Here is a 16,981-nt window from a genome sequence, read left to right on the forward strand (position 1 = left end):
GCTGCGCTGCGCAATTTTTGCCAATACGGACATCCGCGCGCTGACTATCGTGCAACTCAATGGCTTAGTCCCACGTAAAGTAATCAGTTGGTTTTCAATGACATTGAACTCACAGGTGACCCATGCAAAATGTTGATCGCGGCATTACCGGTTCTTCGCTCGCAGGCTCGGCCATCCTGCTTGAAATCGGCGCGGAATACGGAATCATCGAAATTCTCCAGAATTCGCCCGTGGTGGACGCCGCCACCGCGTCCCGCTCGTGCGGCATCAAGGAGTCGGTCATTTCCGCCTACCTCGACTCGCTGAGCAAGGCGGGAATCATCGAGGTATTGAATCCGCAGGCACCGGCCACCTACAAGGCCGGCAGCCATTTCGACGAATTGATCAACGAGGTCGGCTACCTCTCATGGGCATTGCGCGCATGCGCGCCCCTGATCAACAACGCCAAGGAGTTTTCGGAAAACAACGAGGAAGCGCAGGCGAAATACCCGCGCAGCGGCGGTCTGGTTGCGCGCACCTCGAAATGGATGGGCGAGAAATCCTTCTACCCGCAACCTGAAAACGCCATCGTTGCCATGGCACCCAAGAAGATCGTGGACCTTGGATCGGGTTCAGGCGGATTCCTGATCCGCATGCTCAGGAAGATTCCGGGCGCCACGGGCATCGGCATCGACCTGAGCGCATCGGCCACCGAACAGGCCGTTCGCGCCGCCGGCGAAGCGGGAATGAGCGACCGGCTGCAATTCGTGACCGCGCCGATCCAGGTTCTCGTGGAAGACGCTTCGCTCATCCAGGACGCCGACATCATCCACGCCGGCTTCGTCATGCACGACCTTCTCCCGGCAGAAGAAGAAACCCTCGACGCATTGCTGCGCGCCTGCTGCGCCCATGCCGTGAAGGGCACGCTGATCATCGTGGACGCCATTCCGGTGGCGCAGTCCAGCTGGGAAAAGCCATTTGCCGCGGCGTTCAATCATCTGCACAACCATTTCATGTCCAGAAAACTCCTGAGCGAGGACGAATGGACCGAAAAAATGTTCCGCGCAGGATTCACCAATGTGCGGGTAGAAATTCTCGATCACCCTGGGGGGCGCATGCTGATGGCAAGCAAATAACGAATTTCCACGGCATTTCTTTAACCGACTGCAATTAGGAGTACGTCATGAGCGTTACCATTTCCGATCTGGTTGAGAGAGTTGAAAATCACCGCTGCTATTCCCATCCGATTTTCAGGAATTGGGTGAAGATGGAACCGGAGCCGCCCGTGGTGGGCGCGCTCTTTCACCAGATCCAGAGCTTCTGCGCGTCGACCCGGCCGGGATGGAATTTTCCGACCGCGCTCAAGACGCACGGGCTGCACCGGCAGAGCGAACTGCTCGAGGAAATCGTCGAGAGCGAATCGGGCCACGGCCCCGAGCTGGCCACGATGGCGGGCTACATCGTCAACCAGTCGGCCGAACGGCCCGTGTTTGCGGACCTCTACAACCAGGAGCAGGTCGAGGCGAAGCTCAAGGACTTTTCCAATCAATTGCTCGGCGCCCTGCCCGGCTACGACATGGAAACCGGCATGACCTCCCAGGTTCGAAAAGCCATCGGCGTCTTCGAGCACCGCAAGCTGACGGACATCGAGAACACCTACCGCAACCTCGGCACCACGCTGGCGCTGGAAATGATCTCCAACAAGCAACTGATTCCGGGCGAAAAGTATTGCCTGGTCGACAGCGGCATCTACCACGCGAACCTCGACGTGCCCGAAATGCATTACCTGCTGGAGCACTGGGGCGAAGTGGGCGCCGAGCAGCATCACGAGCAAAACGCCCGCACCGCGGTCGAGCTGGCCCTGAAAACGGAATACGCCCATCTGGTCATCGAAGGCGCGGACGATTTCCTCGATTCGCTGACCGGTCTCTGGGACGTCCTGGATTCGGCCTTGCTGCAATCCGGCGTCGCGCAAGAGCGCAAGCTGGCGTACGTCTAGCGCCCTGCTGCACCGCTCTTTCGCCCGAACAGCATTTGAAGCACCGAGCAAGGTTTGCCCCATGGTCGCTTATCTGATTGGCCGGATGTCCATCGTGGACCCGGATCAATACCAGGAATACAAGCAGCTCACGCCCGGGATCATCGAAAAATTCGGCGGCAGGTTTCTTTCGCGCGGAGGCGAACGCATGCACCTGGAAGGCGTTCTGGACGATCGCCGCGTGGTGCTTGTGGAATTCAAATCAGCCGATGCAGCCCGAAGTTTTTACGATTCGCCGGAATACAGCTACGCACGCACGCTGCGGGATGGCGCCGCCGTCGACATGCAGCTCGTGGTGGTCGAGGGATTTGAATAGCACCAGGTATTCGCCCTTCGAATTGACTCAAATCCACTGAAGTTCAAAAACAAACCACTGGCACGACCGATGGAGACTCGGTCGCATGCCCGAAATCAAAATGACGACATCCATTGCACTGCCGGCCGCATCCAAGAGCAATTACCTATCGTTCGTCGCGCTGCTGCTCGGCGCGGCCGCATTGGCGCTGGGCGGCGTTTTTCTCAGGCACAGCGAATTGCCTCCGACGGCCAGCGCGGTCTACCGGGTGGCACTCGCCATTCCCATCTTCTTCTTGCTCGACAGGCTTGCCGCAAGAGCCGAGCCTGTGGGCACGTCCATTCGGGCAGCCGACAAGGTGCCGGCCATTCCGGTCAAGCTCATCCTGGTCGGGTTCATTTTTTCGGGAAATCTGGCGCTGTACCACTGGTCCATGACCTTGACCACGCTGGCCAATTCGAATCTGCTGGCCAATCTGGCGCCGATCTTCGTGGTGCTCGGGTCGCGCCTGTTCCTGGGCAAGAAATTCAATTCCGGCTTCATGTTCGGCATGTTGTTCGCGCTGGCCGGCGCGTTCGTCCTGATCGGCCATCGGCTCGACTTCGGCTCCAACTACATGACAGGCAACCTGCTGGGGCTGCTGACGGCGGTGTTCTACGGCTCGTACCTGCTGGCGGTGAGCCTCGTGCGGTCGAACTACCGAACGATGACCGTCATGGCCTGGAGCAGCGTGGGCACGCTGATCGTGCTGCTGCCCATCACGCTGCTGCGCGGCGAATCGCTGGTGCCGCACACGGTGCACGGCATGCTGATGCTGCTGGCGCTGGCGGTCGTGTCCCACGTCGGCGGCCAGGGCCTCATCGCCTATGCGTTGGCCAAGCTCCCCGCGGCGCTTTCTTCGATCACCCTGCTGGTGCAGCCCGTCATCGCCACCGTGCTCGGCGCTTGCCTGTTTCACGAATACCTGAGCGCGACCGAGTTCGTGGGCGGCGCCGTCATCCTGATCGGCATCGTGACGGCACGCCGGTTTTCATAAACACCGCGCCAGCGAGAAATTCATGTCACCTTATCTTTGCCATGCCCAGCCCGATTGCTTCAGCTTCGAAGCCCACGTGGTGGCGCGCCGCCCGAATGCCGTGCTGCTCGACCGGTCGTTCTTCTATCCGGGCGGCGGCGGGCAACTGGCGGACCGCGGCACGCTGCGGTGGAACGGCGGCGAGGTCAGGATCGGCCGCATCGAGATGGAGGGCGGCAATGCGTGGCACTGCTTCGATGAGTCCGACAGCGCCGCGATGCCTGCCGAAAAAGTCGTTGCCCACGTGGACCCGGACTTCCGGCTCATGATGAGCCAGTTGCACACCGGCCTGCACATCCTCAATGCGCTGGTCTATCAGCGCTTCGAGGGCTCGCTGGTCACGGGCGTGCAGATGGCCGCCGACGGCACGGCCCGCATCGACTTCGACCTGCCCGAGGCCGACAACAACGACCTGCGCAAGCTCGAGCCCGAGCTCAACACCCTCATCGGCGACGGGCTGCAGGTGAACGCCGTGTACCTCGACGCAAGCGCGCTCGCGCGCGAGCCCGGCGTGCTGCGCAGCCGTTCCGTTGCGCCGCCGAGCCAGGACGACGGCACCACGCGCATCATCGAGATCGTCGGGCTGGACCGGCAAGCCTGCGGCGGCACCCATCTGTCGAACACCTCGCAATCGGCGCCGCTGCGCATCCTGAAGATCGAGAACAAGGGCCAGCACAACCGAAGGATCCGCATCGGCCTGGTCAGGTAGGCCGTGCATGTCCGTCGAACAGATTCAGCCGGCGCGTGCCAGCCCGTTGCCCGACGAATTCCTGCCGCCGAACTGCGGCTTTGCCGTGCAGGACTGGCCCGTTCTGGCCAGGCAGTGGTTTCCCGTTTCCCGCATCGAAGAAGTCACGGCCCAGCCAAGGCAGGTGAGCTTGCTGGACCTGCGCCTGGCCATCTACCGCATGACGGACGGCATTCGCATCGGCCGCGACATGTGCCCGCACCGCGGGCTGCCCCTGAGCACGGGGCGCATCGACGGCGACCAGCTGGTGTGCGCCTACCACGGGCTGCGTTTCGGCGCCGACGGGCAGTGCCGCAAGATCCCTGAGAAGCTCGCGCTCAAGCCGGCGGCGTGTTTCAGGCTCGCGATGTTTCCGGTGGTGGAAAGGCACGGACTTGTCTGGACCTGTTTGATTCCGCAAGGCGAGCCGCGCATACCGGAAATTCTCTCGGAAGTCGACGCATCCGACCCCGGTGAAATTGCAAGTGAAATTGCGTCAGCGATCCAACTTCATCTCGAAGCTTGGATGAGCCTGGAGGAATTCGATTTCTCTCATGCAGCAGCAACGACGGACTCCAACCATGACATTTCGCTTCGGGTCCTCGCGCTGAACGAATACCGAAGGCTGTTCGACGCCATGGGCCTGGCCACGTTCGCATCCGCACTGCCGGCCTTCACCGCCTGACTTTGCGGCAGCAAATTTTCGCCAATATCACGGCGTCGGCCGCTGCCATGCTGCAGTGCACAGCGAGGCCATCACATGACGCACATCTTTCGCCTAGCCAGCCTGTCCAGCCCGGACGTTGCGGCGCTCGCCCGCGCGGCGGGCAATGTGCGGCCCGTGTCGCTGCTGCTGTACCTGCACCGCTTGCTGCTCTATCTAGCCTGCGCCAGTCACGCATCGGCCCCGGTGCGGCTCAGCGGCTTCCATCCCCGTTCCAACGCAATCCGAAGAACAAGATGATCGTCTCCCCCGGCATGAGCACTGTCGAGATCTTGCGCACGCTGGTGGCGTTCGACACGACGTCGCACCGCTCCAACCTCGAGCTGATCCACTGGATCGCGGACTACCTGGCGGCGCACCGGGCGAGGGTGCACCTCGTGCACAGCGAAGACGCGCGCAAGGCGAACCTGCTGGCCAGCATCGGCCCCGACACGGCCGGCGGCATGGTGCTGTCGGGGCACAGCGACGTGGTGCCCGTGACCGACCAGCACTGGAGCGCCAACCCCTTCACGCTGACCGAGCGCGATGGCCGCTTCCATGGCCGCGGCGCGGCGGACATGAAGGGCTTCATTGCGGCCTGCCTGTCGGCGGTTCCGTCGTGGCAACGGCGCACGCTGAGCCGTCCGATCCACCTTGCCTTCTCCTACGACGAGGAGATCGGGTGCCTGGGCGTTCCGCGGCTCGTGAGCCGCTTGCAGGCCCAGGTGGCGGCACCTGCGCTGGCCATCATCGGCGAGCCGACGCAGATGCGCATCGGCGTCAGGCACAGGGGCTTCTTCGGGCACCGGGCGCTGTTCAGCGGACTGCCCGCGCATTCGAGCGACCCGTCGCTCGGCGCCAGCGCCATCGAACCCGCCGCCTACCTGGTCACCTGCCTGGCCGGGCTGCGCCGCGCCTTTGCCAGGCAGGGCAGCGCGGCCACGCTCAACATCGGCCGGATCGACGGCGGCACCGCCATCAACATCGTGCCGGGCTGCTGCGAGGTGCTGTGGGAATTCCGCCCGCAGGACGACGCGGCGGTGGCGCTCGTTCACGACGCCGTGCGGCAGGCCCTGGCGGACCTGCCCACCGGCGTCACGGTCCAGGCCGTGCAGGTCGCGGGCGTGCCGGCGCTGTCCACGCGCAACAACGGCGCGGCGGTCTCGGTGGCGCGCGAACTCGGCGCGCTCTGGCCGGAGGCCGACCTGCCCTTCGGCACCGAGGCTGGCTTCTTCCAGCAGGTCGGCATTCCGACGGTGGTGTGCGGACCCGGCTCCATTGCCCAGGCGCACCAGCCGGACGAATGGATCTGCGCCACGCAGCTGCAGGCGGCCGATCGCTTCATGCAGTCGGCCGGCGCCTGGGCCGCCGCCTCCTTGCCCGTTCCAACCGCATGACCTGACCCGAAATGACCGACCTCAAAGACACCCTGAACCTGTTGAAGACACCGTTTCCGATGAAGGGCGACCTGCCTCGCCGCGAGCCCGAGTGGGTCGAGCGGTGGGCCGCGCAGCGCATCTACGACCGGATGCGCAGCGCGGCGGCCGGCCGCCCGCCGTTCGTGCTGCACGACGGGCCGCCCTATGCGAACGGCGACATCCACATCGGCCACGCGGTGAACAAGGTTCTCAAGGACATGGTGTTCAAGAGCCGCTTCTTCGACGGCTTCGATGCGCAGTGGATTCCCGGCTGGGACTGCCATGGCATGCCCATCGAACACCGCATCGAGCAGACCCATGGCAGGGGGCTGCCAACGGAGCAGGTGCAGCAGCTGTGCCGCGACTACGCGCTGCTGCAGACGCAGAGCCAGAAGAAGGACTTTCTGCGGCTGGGGCTGCTCGGCGACTGGGCGCACGCCTTTCGCACCATGGACTTCGAGACCGAGGCCAACGAGGTCCGCTTTCTCGACCGCATTCGCCAGCGCGGCCTGCTGTTTCGCGGCCAGAAGCCCGTGAACTGGTGTGTCGATTGCCAGTCGGCCCTGGCCGAGGCGGAGCTCGAGTACGCGCCCAAGCGATCGGTGACGGCCTATGTCGGCCTGCGGGTGCTGGACGCGGTCGATTTCGCGTCGCGCTTCCAGTGCCAGCCCATGCCGGACAGGCCGGCGCGGCTGGTCATCTGGACCACCACGCCATGGACGCTGCCCGGCAACCGGGCCGTGGCCCTCGACCCGACCGCCAGCTACGGCCTGTACGACACGCCCGGCGGGCTGCTGGTGCTGGCGGTGGAAAGCAGCCGCACGCTGCTCGACGCGCTGGGCACGGACCACGAACTCTGCGCGGTCGCGCCGGGCATCGACCTCGTCGGTCTCATGCTCGCGCATCCGCTGCTGGCCGCCGCGGTGCCCGTGGTGGCGGCCGACTTTGTGTCGCTCGATACCGGCACCGGCCTGGTTCACCTGGCGCCGGCGCACGGCGCGGAAGATTTCGAGCTGTGCCAGGGGCTGGGCATCACCGGCGACAACGTGATCGACGGGGCCGGCCGGTTCGCGGCCGGCCTGCCGACCATCGGCGGCATGGCGCTGCAGGAAGGCAGCACGGCCATCCTGGAGATGCTGGCGGTGAGTGGCGCCTTGCTGCGGCAGGCGCCCATCGAACATTCGTACCCCCACTGCTGGCGCCACAAGACGCCGATTCTTTTTCGCGCGACGACCCAGTGGTTCATCGGCATGGACCGCCGGGCCGCCGGCGACGCACGCACGCTGCGGGAAACCGCGCGCGAGGCCATCAGGGACGTGCCGTTCTACCCCGCGTCGGGCCGTTCGCGCATGGAAGCGATGATCGACGGCCGGCCCGACTGGTGCATTTCGCGCCAGCGCTCGTGGGGCGTGCCGCTGGCCTTCTTCGTGCGGCGCAACGACCGGTCGCTGCACCCCGAGACCGCGCGCCTTGTCGAAGAAGTGGCGCAGCGCATCGAACGCGAAGGCATCGCCGCCTGGACCCGACTGAGGCCGGCGGACCTGGGGGTCGACGAAGCCGAGTACGAGAAACTGGCGGACACGCTGGACGTGTGGTTCGACTCCGGCTCCATCCACGCCACGGTCTACCGGGACCCTCGACGCGGGGATGCCCAGGGCAACAGCAGCGGCAGCGACATCGGCCAGGCGGACCTCTACCTGGAAGGCTCCGACCAGCACCGCGGCTGGTTCGGCTCCTCGCTCATGACGGGCTGCGCGGCCGATGGCCACGCGCCCTTCAAGGCCGTGCTGACCCACGGCTTCGCCGTCGATGCCCACGGCAAGAAGATGAGCAAATCGCTGGGCAACACGGTCAGCCCCCAGGAGGTGGCGAGCACGCGGGGCGCGGACATCGTCCGGCTGTGGGTGGCCAGCACGGACTACGCCACCGACATCTCCGTGTCGAACGAGATCCTGGACCGCGTGGTCGAGATGTACCGGCGCATTCGCAACACGGTCCGCTTCCTGCTGCTGAACGTGTCGGACTTCGACGCCGCCGCCCACGCGGTGCCCGCGCGCCGCCTGGCGCCGGTCGACCAGTACGCGATGGCGCGCTGCAGCGAGCTTGTCGCGCAGTGCCGCCAGGGCTACCGCGACTACGACTTCGTGGCGGTGACGCGGCTGATTCACGGCTACTGCGCCGAAGAACTCGGCGGGTTCTATCTCGACGTGCTGAAGGACCGGCTGTACGCCGGCGCACGCGACGGCCATGACAGGCGCAGCGCGCAGACGGCGCTGCACGTCATCCTGAAGAACCTGCTGCTGCTGGCGGCGCCGATTCTCAGCTTCACGACGGAGGAAGCGTGGGCGGTGCTGTTCAACGACGGCGACGACAGCGTGTTCCTCCACACCTGGGACGAGGCCGCGCCGCCCCTTGTCGACATGTCGCACGCCGGCGAATTCTGGCGGCAGGTGAAACAGCTTCGCCCCGGCGTCATGAAGGCGATCGAAGACCTTCGGTCGTCCGGCGCCATCGGCCGTTCGAGCGAGGCGAGCATCGTCATCGAGGCGCCCGCGCAGGTCATCGAAGCGCTGGCGCCCCTGTGTTTCGAGCTGCCGTCGATCTTCATCGTTGCAGAGGTGGCGCTGAAGGAGAGCCACGCGGTCGACATCAAGGTGCGGCGAACCGAGACCTTGCGCTGCGCCAGGTGCTGGCGGCACGAGGCCACCGTGACGGCCGACACCGGGCCGGAGATGCTGTGCCACCGGTGCGAAGGGGTGCTGCGCGGCTTCGCCGGGTTTGCACAGGAAACGGAATCGTCACCAGCCGCATGACGCGGCCGTGCGCCGCGCGCGCTCAGGCGGAGCCGTCGCTCAGCAGCAGCGAGGCCTCGTCGCGCCAGTAGTTCACCGCCGCGAGCCAGCCTTCCCACACGCAACCGTTGCAGCCACGCCCGCAGCAGGTGGTGGGCTCGGGCGGCGGTGCGCGCAGGGCGACACCGTGCGCGTGGAGCAGGGCCTGCACGCGCGCGATCAGCGCTTGCGCGCCCGCGAGGTTGGTGGGTTCCGGCAGCCGGTCGATGGGGTTCATGGCACGAAGGCTCTCAGGCCACCAGGTTCAGTTCGAGCCGCATCTTCGCGCCGCCCGATTCGCTCGACCCGATGGTGAGCTGGCCGCCGTGCAGGCGCGCCACCTCGGCCACCAGGTGCAGCCCCAGCCCCGCGCCGCGCCCGCGCGGCACCAGCCGGTGGAACGGCGCCACCACGCGCTCGCGGTCGGCCTCCGGAATGCCCGGCCCCGAGTCCAGCACCTCGAAGCCCGAAGGCTCCCACAGCCGCACCTGGATGTCGCAGCCCGGCCCGCCGTGCTCGATGGCGTTCTGGATCAGGTTGGTGAGCGCACGTTCGAGCGAAGGCGCGTCGCCGCTCACCCACAGCGGCCGCGGCGCGTCGACCGAGAGCGTGCAGCGGTTCATGATGGCCAGCGGCGCAATGTCGCCCGCCATGCGCTCGCACAGCGCCTTCAGGTCGATCTGCTGGCGGTCCTGCGAGGCGATGCGGTCCAGCCGCTGCAGGTCGAGCAGCTGCTCGGCCAGCGTGGCCAGCCGCGCCGAGGCTTGCATCAGCTTCACCTTCAGCGGATCGCCGCCGGGCAGGCCCTCGATGTTGATCTGCAGCGTGGTGATGGGCGTGCGCAGCTCGTGCGCGGCGTCGGCCAGGAAGCGCTCCTGGCGGTCGTAGCCTTCGTTGAGCCGGTCGAACGCGCGGTTCACGGCATTCACCAGCGGGCGGATCTCGCTGGCCACGTTGGCCAGCGGCAACCGCGTGGTCCGCTCGTGCACGTCGATGCTCTCCGCATGCTCGGCCGTGGCCACCACGCCCTTCAGGCCGCGCTTCACCACGAAGGGCGTGGCCAGGATCACGCCGAGACAGGTGACCAGCGCCATCGGCGCCACCAGGAACAGGAACACCAGGCCGGTGCCCTTCAGCGTGTTCTTCACCGTCAGCGGCGCGCCGGTCTGCGTCATCACGTTGACCGGGCCCGCCGCGGTTTCCACGCGCTCGAAGCGCGCCTTGGGCTGCGTGTTGTCGTTGGCCGGCTCGATGGACAGGCGCGCCAGGCCGTCGAGCCCGTGCATCAGCGCTTCGTACTTCGCCGGCATGTCGCCGTGGCGCACCTCCTGGCCCGTGGTGTCGCGCACGGTGAACCAGAACGACGGATCGGCCTGCACGCGTTGCAGCTCGGCGGTGGGTTCCAGCAGCAGCTTGCCGCCGGCATCGCGCGTGACCGCGCGCCGGATCACGGCCACGGTTTCCTGCCCCGTCTCGTCGACCACGCGGCCCATCACCCAGGCCAGGCCGATGAAGCCGCCCAGCACCAGCGAGCCGACCACCACCTGCAGCAGGATCAGGCTCCAGATGAGCTGCCAGCGCAGCGAGATCAGGCTCAGGCTCATCGCGATTCCGCGGCCGCGGCCTGCGTTGCCGCGCAGATGAGATAGCCCACGCCGCGAATGGCGTGGATCTCGACCTGCGCGCCGGCCTTGTCGAGCTTGGAGCGCAGGCGCGAGACGTGCGTGTCGAGCGCGTTCGACTGGATCTCGTCCTGGTGGCCGTACACGCGGTCCTGCATGGCCTCGCGCAGCACGGTGCGCCCGCGGTGTTCGAGCAGCGCCTCGAGCACCAGCAGTTCGCGCCGCGGCAGCGTGAGGCTCGCTTCGCCCACGTAGGCCTGGCGCAGCTGATGGTCGAAGCGCAGCAGGCCGAGCGTCATGACGAGGTGGGCGCGCACCGCGGGGCGTCGCGCCAGCGCGCGCACGCGCGCCATCAGCTCGTCCATGGAGAAGGGCTTGGCGAGGTAGTCGTCGGCGCCGCCGTCCAGGCTCAGCACGCGCTCGGCCACGTCGGTCATTGCGGTGAGCACCAGCACCGCGGTGGCGATGTCGTTGTGCCGCAGGAAGGCCACGAGCGACAGCCCGTCGCCGTCGGGCAGGCCGCGGTCGAGCACGATCACGTCGTGCTGCGCCGACAGCGCCGCCTCCTCGGCCTCGCGCAGCGAGCCCGCCACGTCGACCACCGCCTGGTTCTGCCGCAACGCCGAGGCCAGCGCCTGGGCCAGGTCGACCTCGTCTTCGACAAGCAGGATTCTCATGGGGTGGCGATGCGGTGATGAAGTGCGCGAATGCGCAAGAAGGGACTGGCGGAGACCGACAGGGGCCGGTCATTCTAGGAGAGGCCTTCCTTGCGGAAGACGCAATGTTCACGCAATGCAGGCCTCTAAGCTGGAACGCCCATTCCTCCGAGAGCAGCATCGGTGACCTCCCGTCCGGCGACCCATTCCCCCTTGCGGCCCGTGCCCTGGTACGCGGCGCTGGGCCAGCGCATCGCGACGCTCTGGGTGGTCAAGATGTTCGGCACCACGCTGGGCATCTCGGGCTTCTTCTTCGTGTACTTCTGGGTGATGCACAACCCGCTGTGGGAACCCACGGTGATGCCGCTCACGCCGCTGGACCATTGGGTGGGCGTGAACGACGACGCGATGCTGCTGTACGGCTCGCTGTGGTTCTACATCTCGCTCGCGCCGGCCTTCGCGAAGGACAAGGCCGAGCTCTGGGCCTGCGCGTGCGACGCCGCGCTGATGGCCACCGTCGGCCTGCTGGTGTTCTGCCTGTTCCCGACGGTGGTGCCCGCGTTCGCGGTCGACTGGTCGCAGTACCCGGCGCTGCAGTTCCTCAAGACGGCGGACGCGGGCGGCAACGCGTTCCCGTCGCTGCACGTCGCGTTCGCCGTGCTCACCGCGGTGCTGCTGGCGCGGCAGCTGCGCAGCGTCGGCGCGCCCGCCTGGGTGCGCACGCTGAACCTGCTGTGGGCCCTGGGCATCGTCTACTCGACCTTGGCAACGCGCCAGCACGTGCTGCTCGACGTGCTGGGCGGCACGCTGCTCGCGGGCGTGGTGAGCTGGGCCGGCAACACGCGCGACTGGCTGGTGTGGACCGAGGCCTGAGCACCTGAGTGCCCGAGTGCCCGAGTGCCCGAGTGCCCGAGTGCCCGGGTACGGTACAAAGCGCGAGGAACAACAACACCGGCCCTCTCTGAAATCATGGTCAACGACATCGCCGCCGCGCTGCGCATCGAACGCGTCACGCTGGGCACCGACAGCCTGCAGTTGACGCTCGCCAACGGCAGCGAACACCCCCAGCCCTATCGCCTGCACAGCGTGCTGGAGAAGGCGACCTCCGCGCAGCGCGCCCAATGGGTGCTGGTCGACGGGGGCTGCGGCATCTCATGGCCCGCGTTGGCGCAGCCCGACGAGGTCGGCTTGATCAACACATGCGACCTGGCCTGGGAGGCGTCGTACGACGCGGCGATGGCATCGCTCAAGGACGCCGGCTGGAAACTGGAGGCCCTGCCTTCGCGCGAGCAGGACCTGTGCGCGCTGTGGCGGCTCGAAGCCGACATGAACAACGGCGGCTTCCTGCAGTTCTTCGGGAACTGGGGCGAAGCCAACTGCCGGATCGCGCTGGAGGCGGTGCGAAAAATCGGCGCGCACCAGGCGCTCGCCATCGTGCAGCGACAGCGCGACATCATTCAGCGGCTGGAACACGATCCGCGCATGCAATCCATGCAGGACATCTACCGCTTGCTGACCGAAGCGGAAAGCGAAGAGCTCGACGCGCTGGACCACGCCTTCTGGGCCTACCCTGACCGGCTGGCGCCGTTGGGGTTGGCGTGCTACGGGTTGGCTGGCAATGTGCCGCCCGGATCGATGCGTGTGGAGCCGATCGAGCGCCCTTGAGAACGGGGCGCGCGGTCGTCGGCTTGAATGAGCGCCGGGCGTTGCAGTCGTCGGGCCTGACCGGCACGCCCGGGCTCAGGCCGCCTGCCGTTCAGGCGCCCGCACGAAGCTGGCGCCTCTGAGGGCCGCCCAGTATTCGTTTCGAACATCGTCGTCGATGGCGGGCCGGACATGCGTTGCGTACAGCGCGTCCTTCCCGTCCTTGCGCGGCCCTGAAATCCAATAATGGTCGCCGGTTTCGACTTCGAAGTAGTTCGACTTGAAGCCGTTTCCCTTGAGGCTGCGAAACGCCCTTCCTGCGTAATAGAGCGTGGCCCCGGACTTGGAGAACGTGACGCGACCGATGCGAGCCGGGCCTGTGAGGCCACCGGACTTGGCCTCGATGTACATGATGCGGCTTCTCACCAGGGCTCCTCCGAATATCGAGAGATGGGTACCAGCGGCAAGGGCCGCTCCTGGCCGACTGCAGCAAGCAGGCCGCTGTCGAGCAGGCGCACATGCGCGCACGCAAGGCAAGCGACGACAGTCTCCGGCATCGAGGAACCGCCCCAAGCGGGCGGGTGCCGAAGCGTCCTCTACCAGCGCCGGAAGACCGCCGCCCCGAAGTGTGGAGCGGACATTGGCGCAGGTCCATGCGTGAATGCACCAAGCAAGCGGCATTGACTCAACGCCGCCACCGCAACCCGAGTTCAGTCTCCGGCCCTCCATCGGTCGCTGATATAGGTGGCCGGAGGCTTTCCGAAAGCCTTCTTGAAGATGGTGATGAAGGCCGAGGGAGACTCGTACCCCAGGTCGTACGAGACCTGCTGCACGGTCGCCCCCGCGGACAGGTCGCGAAGCGCCAGGATCATGTGCAGTTGACGCCGCCAGCGACCGAAGCTCAGGCCCGTCTGCGTGGTGCACAGCCGGTTCAGGGTCCGCTCGCTCATGCCGAGTTCGGCCGCCCAGTCACTCTGCGTTCTGCGGTTGGAAGGCTCCGCCGTGATGGCCCGTGAGATTCTTCGAAGCCGTGCATCCTGCGGCATCGGCAGGGAAAGTTCTTCGACAGGCATCTCGCAGAGCTGGTCCAGCAACACGCGGGCCAGCCGGTCCGTCGGATCGCCGGACGCATAGCTTGGCGGCAGGCCCGCCAGATGTTGAATCATTTCGCTCAGCATCGGACTGAGGCGCAAGGTACAGCATCGCGTCGGCAAGGGCGCCGCGCCGGGCGCAACGAACAGGTAGTAGATCACCGCGTTCGCCGTGCCGTGGTTGCTGTGCGGTATCCCTCCCGGAATCCACACGCCCGCCTGTGGCGGAACCATCCAGAGCGCACCCGGCACGTCGCACGAGACGGCGCCGCGCAAGGCGATCACGAGCTGGCCGGACCGGTGCTCGTGGACCGGGATTTCGCGCTCGCGTGCCTCCACATCGACGCGAAGGGCACAGACCGGTACCGAGGGCTGGTAGTCAAGGTCTTGCTCGCCGAATTCCAGACTTCGCATGGTTTCCAAAAATGGATCGTTGGTGCAGGCGCGCCATTGTCCCCCGGCTCCGACGGCGAGCGCCCGGCAAGGCTTGGCACCGGCGATGTCCGAAAAGAGAAATCATTCGGCCAGGAATGCAATTCCTGCCTCTCGTGCCCGTCCCTAGCATCGACGCATGACAGTGATTCGCAACAAAAGACGAGCGGAAGCGGGCACGCCTTTGCCGCCTTCCGCGCCCCACGCGGGGCGATGGAAGAGGGTCGCGCTGCCGCGCTTCTCACGCCAGGAACTGCTCTTCTCGTGCAAGAGCTTTGTCGCGGCAACGCTCGCGTTGTACCTGGCCGGCCGCTTCGGGCTGCCGCGGCCGTTCTGGGCCCTGATGACCGCCTACATCGTGGCCCACCCGCTGGCCGGCAACGTGCGCTCCAAGGCGCTCTACCGTTTCGTGGGCACCTTGCTGGGGTGCGCGGCCACCGTGGTGCTGATCCCGTCGCTGTCCGCCTCGCCGGAGCTGCTGTCGCTGGCGCTGGCGACATGGACGGGCCTGTGCCTCTACCTGTCGCTGCTGGACCGCAGCGCGCGCTCGTACGTCTTCCTGCTGGCGGGGTATTCGGCCGCGATCATCGGCTTTCCCTTGGTGGAGGCGCCTGCGTCGATGTTCGACACGGCCGTGGCGCGCACAGAAGAGATCGGGCTGGGCATTCTGTGCGCCAGCCTGGTTCACAGCATCGTGCTGCCGGCGGGGCTGGGGCCGACCCTGCTCGGGGTGATGGACCGGGCGCTGGGCGATGCGCGTCGATGGTGGAGCGATCTGCTCGATGACAGCCCCAACGACAACCTCGGCGAACCAGGCCGCGAGCGCATCGATGCGGACCGCCAGCGCCTGGCCCTCGACATCACCCAGCTGCGCCTGCTGTCCACGCATGTCCCGTTCGACACCACCAATCTGCGCTGGGCGGCAGGCAGCATCCGCGCCTTGCAGGACCGCATTGCCGCGCTGACGCCCACGCTGTCGGCGGTGGAAGACCGGCTCGAAGCACTCCGCGCCACAGCGGGCGAAGTGCCGGTCGACATCGCCTCGGCCCTTGCCCGGCACACGCAGTGGCTGGAGCCGGGCGCACCGCGCAGCGCGCTGGACGAAGCCCACGCCGCCTTTGGCGCCTTGGCGGGCGGACCGGCGGCGTCGCCATGGATCCGCGCGCTGCGTGTCGATCTGGCGGTCCGCCTCGCGGAGCTTGTCGACGGCTGGCATGCATGCACGGTGCTGCGTGGCGATGTCGATGCGGGCCTGGCCGGAAAAGCGGTGCCGCTGCGACGCATTGCGGCACTCGGTCAAACGGTGCTCCATCTGGACCGTGGACTCGCACTGCGTTCGGCGATGACCGCCGTGCTGGCCACCTGCGCGTCTTGCGCACTCTGGATTGCCCTGGGGTGGCCTTCGGGGTCCGCGATGGCCATGAGCGCGGCCGTCTTCTGCTGCTTCTTCGCCACCATGGACGACCCGGTGCCAGCCATGCACCAGTTCATCAAGGCACTGCTGTGGTCGATGCCGGTGTCCGCCTTCTACGTGCTGGCGGTCATCCCGCTGGTGAATGACTTCGCCGTGCTGGTGCTGTGCATCGCGCCCCTGTTTCTGGTGGTGGGCTGCTACATGGCGCGACCGGCGAGTTCCCTGGCCGCCCTCGGCATGTTCTTCGGCGTCGCGGGCACGCTCGCCTTGCACGACACCGCCAACGCCGACCTGCTGAGCTTCGTCGGTTCCAACCTGGCCTTGTTCGCTGGCGCGCTGATCGCGGCCCGCGTGACCGCCCTGGTGCGCAGCGTGGGGCGCGACTGGAGCGCGCAACGCATCCGGCGCGCGACCTGGCGCGATCTCGCCGACCTGGCCACCCGTTCCCAGGACGCTGGCGCGCGCGACGCCTACGCCGCCCGGATGCTGGACCGCACCGCGCTGCTGGCCCCGCGCATGGCGCCCGCCGGCGGCGAGGCGGCTCGGGCCGCCGCGCAGCGCGCACTGTGCGACCTGCGCGTGGGTGCGGACATCGTGGCCTTGCAGCAGCAGCGGCGCCGGCTTCCGGCCGAACCCACCCGCCGCCTTTTCGCCGAGCTGGCCCGTGTCTTCAGGGCCCAGGCGGCGGGCACGCCGCACTGCCCTGAGTCGCTGATGCCGCAGATCGACCGGCTGCTGCTTGGCGCTGTGCATGGCGACGCCGGGCCGCATGCCATCGCGGCCCTGGTGGGTCTTCGTCGCAACCTTTTCCCGTCGGCTCCGGCCGCTCTCCAACCATGATCGAAGCGAATCTGTACGGCGTGTACCTGCCGTGGCTGTTGCTGCTGGCAGGCGGCGCGCTGGCGTGCGCCTGGGCCACGCGGCGCTTGCTGGCATGGGCCGGCGCCTATCGATGGGTGTGGCACCCCGCCCTGTTCGACCTGGCGCTGTACGTCCTGTGGCTGTACGCACTGACCCGCCTCACCGGCGCCTTCCCGGCCTGATTCCTGTTCTTGC

18 protein-coding genes are annotated in these 16,981 nt (G+C 66.9%); 13 read left to right on the forward strand and 5 right to left on the reverse strand.

Features of this window, described 5'->3' with window-relative positions; translation table 11 throughout:
• Positions 1-122: 122 nt before the first annotated feature.
• The 9 genes from BM013_RS23955 (at position 123) to ileS (ending at position 9,048) form a co-directional block, all read left to right on the forward strand.
• Positions 123-1,115, forward strand: coding sequence for a class I SAM-dependent methyltransferase (locus tag BM013_RS23955; protein ID WP_093130149.1), 993 nt, complete (start codon positions 123-125; stop codon positions 1,113-1,115).
• A 47-nt stretch (positions 1,116-1,162) separates the two neighbouring features.
• Complete coding sequence (locus BM013_RS23960; protein WP_093130150.1) at positions 1,163-1,978, forward strand: hypothetical protein; 816 nt, start codon at positions 1,163-1,165, stop codon at positions 1,976-1,978.
• Between the two features lie 61 nt (positions 1,979-2,039).
• Positions 2,040-2,333, forward strand: a complete 294-nt coding sequence (locus BM013_RS23965; RefSeq protein ID WP_093130151.1) for a DUF1330 domain-containing protein — start codon at positions 2,040-2,042, stop codon at positions 2,331-2,333.
• An 85-nt stretch (positions 2,334-2,418) separates the two neighbouring features.
• Entirely contained in the window at positions 2,419-3,348 is a 930-nt protein-coding gene (locus tag BM013_RS23970; protein WP_093130152.1) for a DMT family transporter, read from the forward strand.
• A gap of 22 nt (positions 3,349-3,370) precedes the next feature.
• Positions 3,371-4,096, forward strand: coding sequence for an alanyl-tRNA editing protein (locus BM013_RS23975; protein WP_093130153.1), 726 nt, complete (start codon positions 3,371-3,373; stop codon positions 4,094-4,096).
• Between the two features lie 7 nt (positions 4,097-4,103).
• The gene (locus BM013_RS23980; protein ID WP_093130154.1) at positions 4,104-4,799 is read left to right on the forward strand and encodes a Rieske 2Fe-2S domain-containing protein; all 696 of its coding nucleotides are present in this window, start codon (positions 4,104-4,106) and stop codon (positions 4,797-4,799) included.
• A gap of 75 nt (positions 4,800-4,874) precedes the next feature.
• The gene (locus tag BM013_RS41300) at positions 4,875-5,078 is read left to right on the forward strand and encodes a hypothetical protein (RefSeq protein ID WP_177225551.1); all 204 of its coding nucleotides are present in this window, start codon (positions 4,875-4,877) and stop codon (positions 5,076-5,078) included.
• Positions 5,075-6,214, forward strand: coding sequence for an acetylornithine deacetylase (argE, locus tag BM013_RS23985; protein ID WP_177225552.1), 1,140 nt, complete (start codon positions 5,075-5,077; stop codon positions 6,212-6,214). Before BM013_RS41300 ends, argE begins: the two co-directional genes overlap by 4 nt.
• A gap of 11 nt (positions 6,215-6,225) precedes the next feature.
• Positions 6,226-9,048, forward strand: coding sequence for an isoleucine--tRNA ligase (gene ileS, locus BM013_RS23990; protein ID WP_093130156.1), 2,823 nt, complete (start codon positions 6,226-6,228; stop codon positions 9,046-9,048).
• A gap of 22 nt (positions 9,049-9,070) precedes the next feature.
• On the opposite strand, the gene BM013_RS23995 is transcribed toward ileS, so the two are convergent.
• Genes BM013_RS23995 through BM013_RS24005 form a run of 3 tightly spaced genes read right to left on the reverse strand, consistent with a single transcriptional unit; the run spans position 9,071 to position 11,365 of the window.
• Positions 9,071-9,304: an oxidoreductase-like domain-containing protein gene (locus BM013_RS23995; protein WP_093130157.1), complete on the reverse strand. Its 234-nt coding sequence runs from the start codon at positions 9,302-9,304 to the stop codon at positions 9,071-9,073.
• Between the two features lie 13 nt (positions 9,305-9,317).
• On the reverse strand, positions 9,318-10,670 hold the full coding sequence (locus BM013_RS24000) for a sensor histidine kinase (protein ID WP_093130158.1): 1,353 nt from the start codon (positions 10,668-10,670) through the stop codon (positions 9,318-9,320).
• Complete coding sequence (locus BM013_RS24005; RefSeq protein WP_093130159.1) at positions 10,667-11,365, reverse strand: response regulator transcription factor; 699 nt, start codon at positions 11,363-11,365, stop codon at positions 10,667-10,669. Before BM013_RS24005 ends, BM013_RS24000 begins: the two co-directional genes overlap by 4 nt.
• Before the next feature lie 162 nt (positions 11,366-11,527).
• Here BM013_RS24005 and BM013_RS24010 point away from each other — a divergent pair, with 162 nt between their 5' ends.
• Together BM013_RS24010 and BM013_RS24015 are read left to right on the forward strand one after the other, a co-directional pair.
• Positions 11,528-12,217, forward strand: coding sequence for a phosphatase PAP2 family protein (locus BM013_RS24010; protein ID WP_256220000.1), 690 nt, complete (start codon positions 11,528-11,530; stop codon positions 12,215-12,217).
• 96 nt (positions 12,218-12,313) lie between these two features.
• On the forward strand, positions 12,314-13,009 hold the full coding sequence (locus tag BM013_RS24015; RefSeq protein WP_093130160.1) for a DMP19 family protein: 696 nt from the start codon (positions 12,314-12,316) through the stop codon (positions 13,007-13,009).
• A 75-nt stretch (positions 13,010-13,084) separates the two neighbouring features.
• Here BM013_RS24015 and BM013_RS24020 read toward each other — a convergent pair whose 3' ends face one another.
• Together BM013_RS24020 and BM013_RS24025 are read right to left on the reverse strand one after the other, a co-directional pair.
• Complete coding sequence (locus tag BM013_RS24020; protein ID WP_093130161.1) at positions 13,085-13,399, reverse strand: 1-deoxy-D-xylulose-5-phosphate synthase; 315 nt, start codon at positions 13,397-13,399, stop codon at positions 13,085-13,087.
• 299 nt (positions 13,400-13,698) lie between these two features.
• A complete protein-coding gene (locus BM013_RS24025) occupies positions 13,699-14,493 on the reverse strand; it encodes an AraC family transcriptional regulator (RefSeq protein WP_093130162.1) in 795 nt (264 codons plus the stop codon).
• Positions 14,494-14,695: 202 nt separating this feature from the next.
• On the opposite strand from BM013_RS24025, the gene BM013_RS24030 reads away from it, so the two are divergent.
• A complete protein-coding gene (locus tag BM013_RS24030) occupies positions 14,696-16,765 on the forward strand; it encodes an FUSC family protein (protein ID WP_256221639.1) in 2,070 nt (689 codons plus the stop codon).
• Positions 16,762-16,968: a DUF1656 domain-containing protein gene (locus BM013_RS24035; RefSeq protein ID WP_093130164.1), complete on the forward strand. Its 207-nt coding sequence runs from the start codon at positions 16,762-16,764 to the stop codon at positions 16,966-16,968. Before BM013_RS24030 ends, BM013_RS24035 begins: the two co-directional genes overlap by 4 nt.
• The last annotated feature ends 13 nt before the right edge of the window (positions 16,969-16,981 follow it).

This window comes from Variovorax sp. OK605, assembly GCF_900115445.1.
In the GTDB taxonomy this organism is placed as follows: domain Bacteria; phylum Pseudomonadota; class Gammaproteobacteria; order Burkholderiales; family Burkholderiaceae_C; genus Variovorax.

Coding starts and splice junctions, on each gene's coding strand:
- ileS (WP_093130156.1), top strand. CDS start 6,226: ATGACCGACCTCAAAGACACCCTGAACCTGTTGAAGACACCGTTTCCG.
- BM013_RS24000 (WP_093130158.1), bottom strand. CDS start 10,670: ATGAGCCTGAGCCTGATCTCGCTGCGCTGGCAGCTCATCTGGAGCCTG.
- BM013_RS23960 (WP_093130150.1), top strand. CDS start 1,163: ATGAGCGTTACCATTTCCGATCTGGTTGAGAGAGTTGAAAATCACCGC.
- BM013_RS23975 (WP_093130153.1), top strand. CDS start 3,371: ATGTCACCTTATCTTTGCCATGCCCAGCCCGATTGCTTCAGCTTCGAA.
- argE (WP_177225552.1), top strand. CDS start 5,075: ATGATCGTCTCCCCCGGCATGAGCACTGTCGAGATCTTGCGCACGCTG.
- BM013_RS23955 (WP_093130149.1), top strand. CDS start 123: ATGCAAAATGTTGATCGCGGCATTACCGGTTCTTCGCTCGCAGGCTCG.
- BM013_RS24035 (WP_093130164.1), top strand. CDS start 16,762: ATGATCGAAGCGAATCTGTACGGCGTGTACCTGCCGTGGCTGTTGCTG.
- BM013_RS41300 (WP_177225551.1), top strand. CDS start 4,875: ATGACGCACATCTTTCGCCTAGCCAGCCTGTCCAGCCCGGACGTTGCG.
- BM013_RS24025 (WP_093130162.1), bottom strand. CDS start 14,493: ATGCGAAGTCTGGAATTCGGCGAGCAAGACCTTGACTACCAGCCCTCG.
- BM013_RS24015 (WP_093130160.1), top strand. CDS start 12,314: ATGGTCAACGACATCGCCGCCGCGCTGCGCATCGAACGCGTCACGCTG.
- BM013_RS23995 (WP_093130157.1), bottom strand. CDS start 9,304: ATGAACCCCATCGACCGGCTGCCGGAACCCACCAACCTCGCGGGCGCG.
- BM013_RS23965 (WP_093130151.1), top strand. CDS start 2,040: ATGGTCGCTTATCTGATTGGCCGGATGTCCATCGTGGACCCGGATCAA.
- BM013_RS24005 (WP_093130159.1), bottom strand. CDS start 11,365: ATGAGAATCCTGCTTGTCGAAGACGAGGTCGACCTGGCCCAGGCGCTG.
- BM013_RS23980 (WP_093130154.1), top strand. CDS start 4,104: ATGTCCGTCGAACAGATTCAGCCGGCGCGTGCCAGCCCGTTGCCCGAC.
- BM013_RS24020 (WP_093130161.1), bottom strand. CDS start 13,399: ATGTACATCGAGGCCAAGTCCGGTGGCCTCACAGGCCCGGCTCGCATC.
- BM013_RS23970 (WP_093130152.1), top strand. CDS start 2,419: ATGCCCGAAATCAAAATGACGACATCCATTGCACTGCCGGCCGCATCC.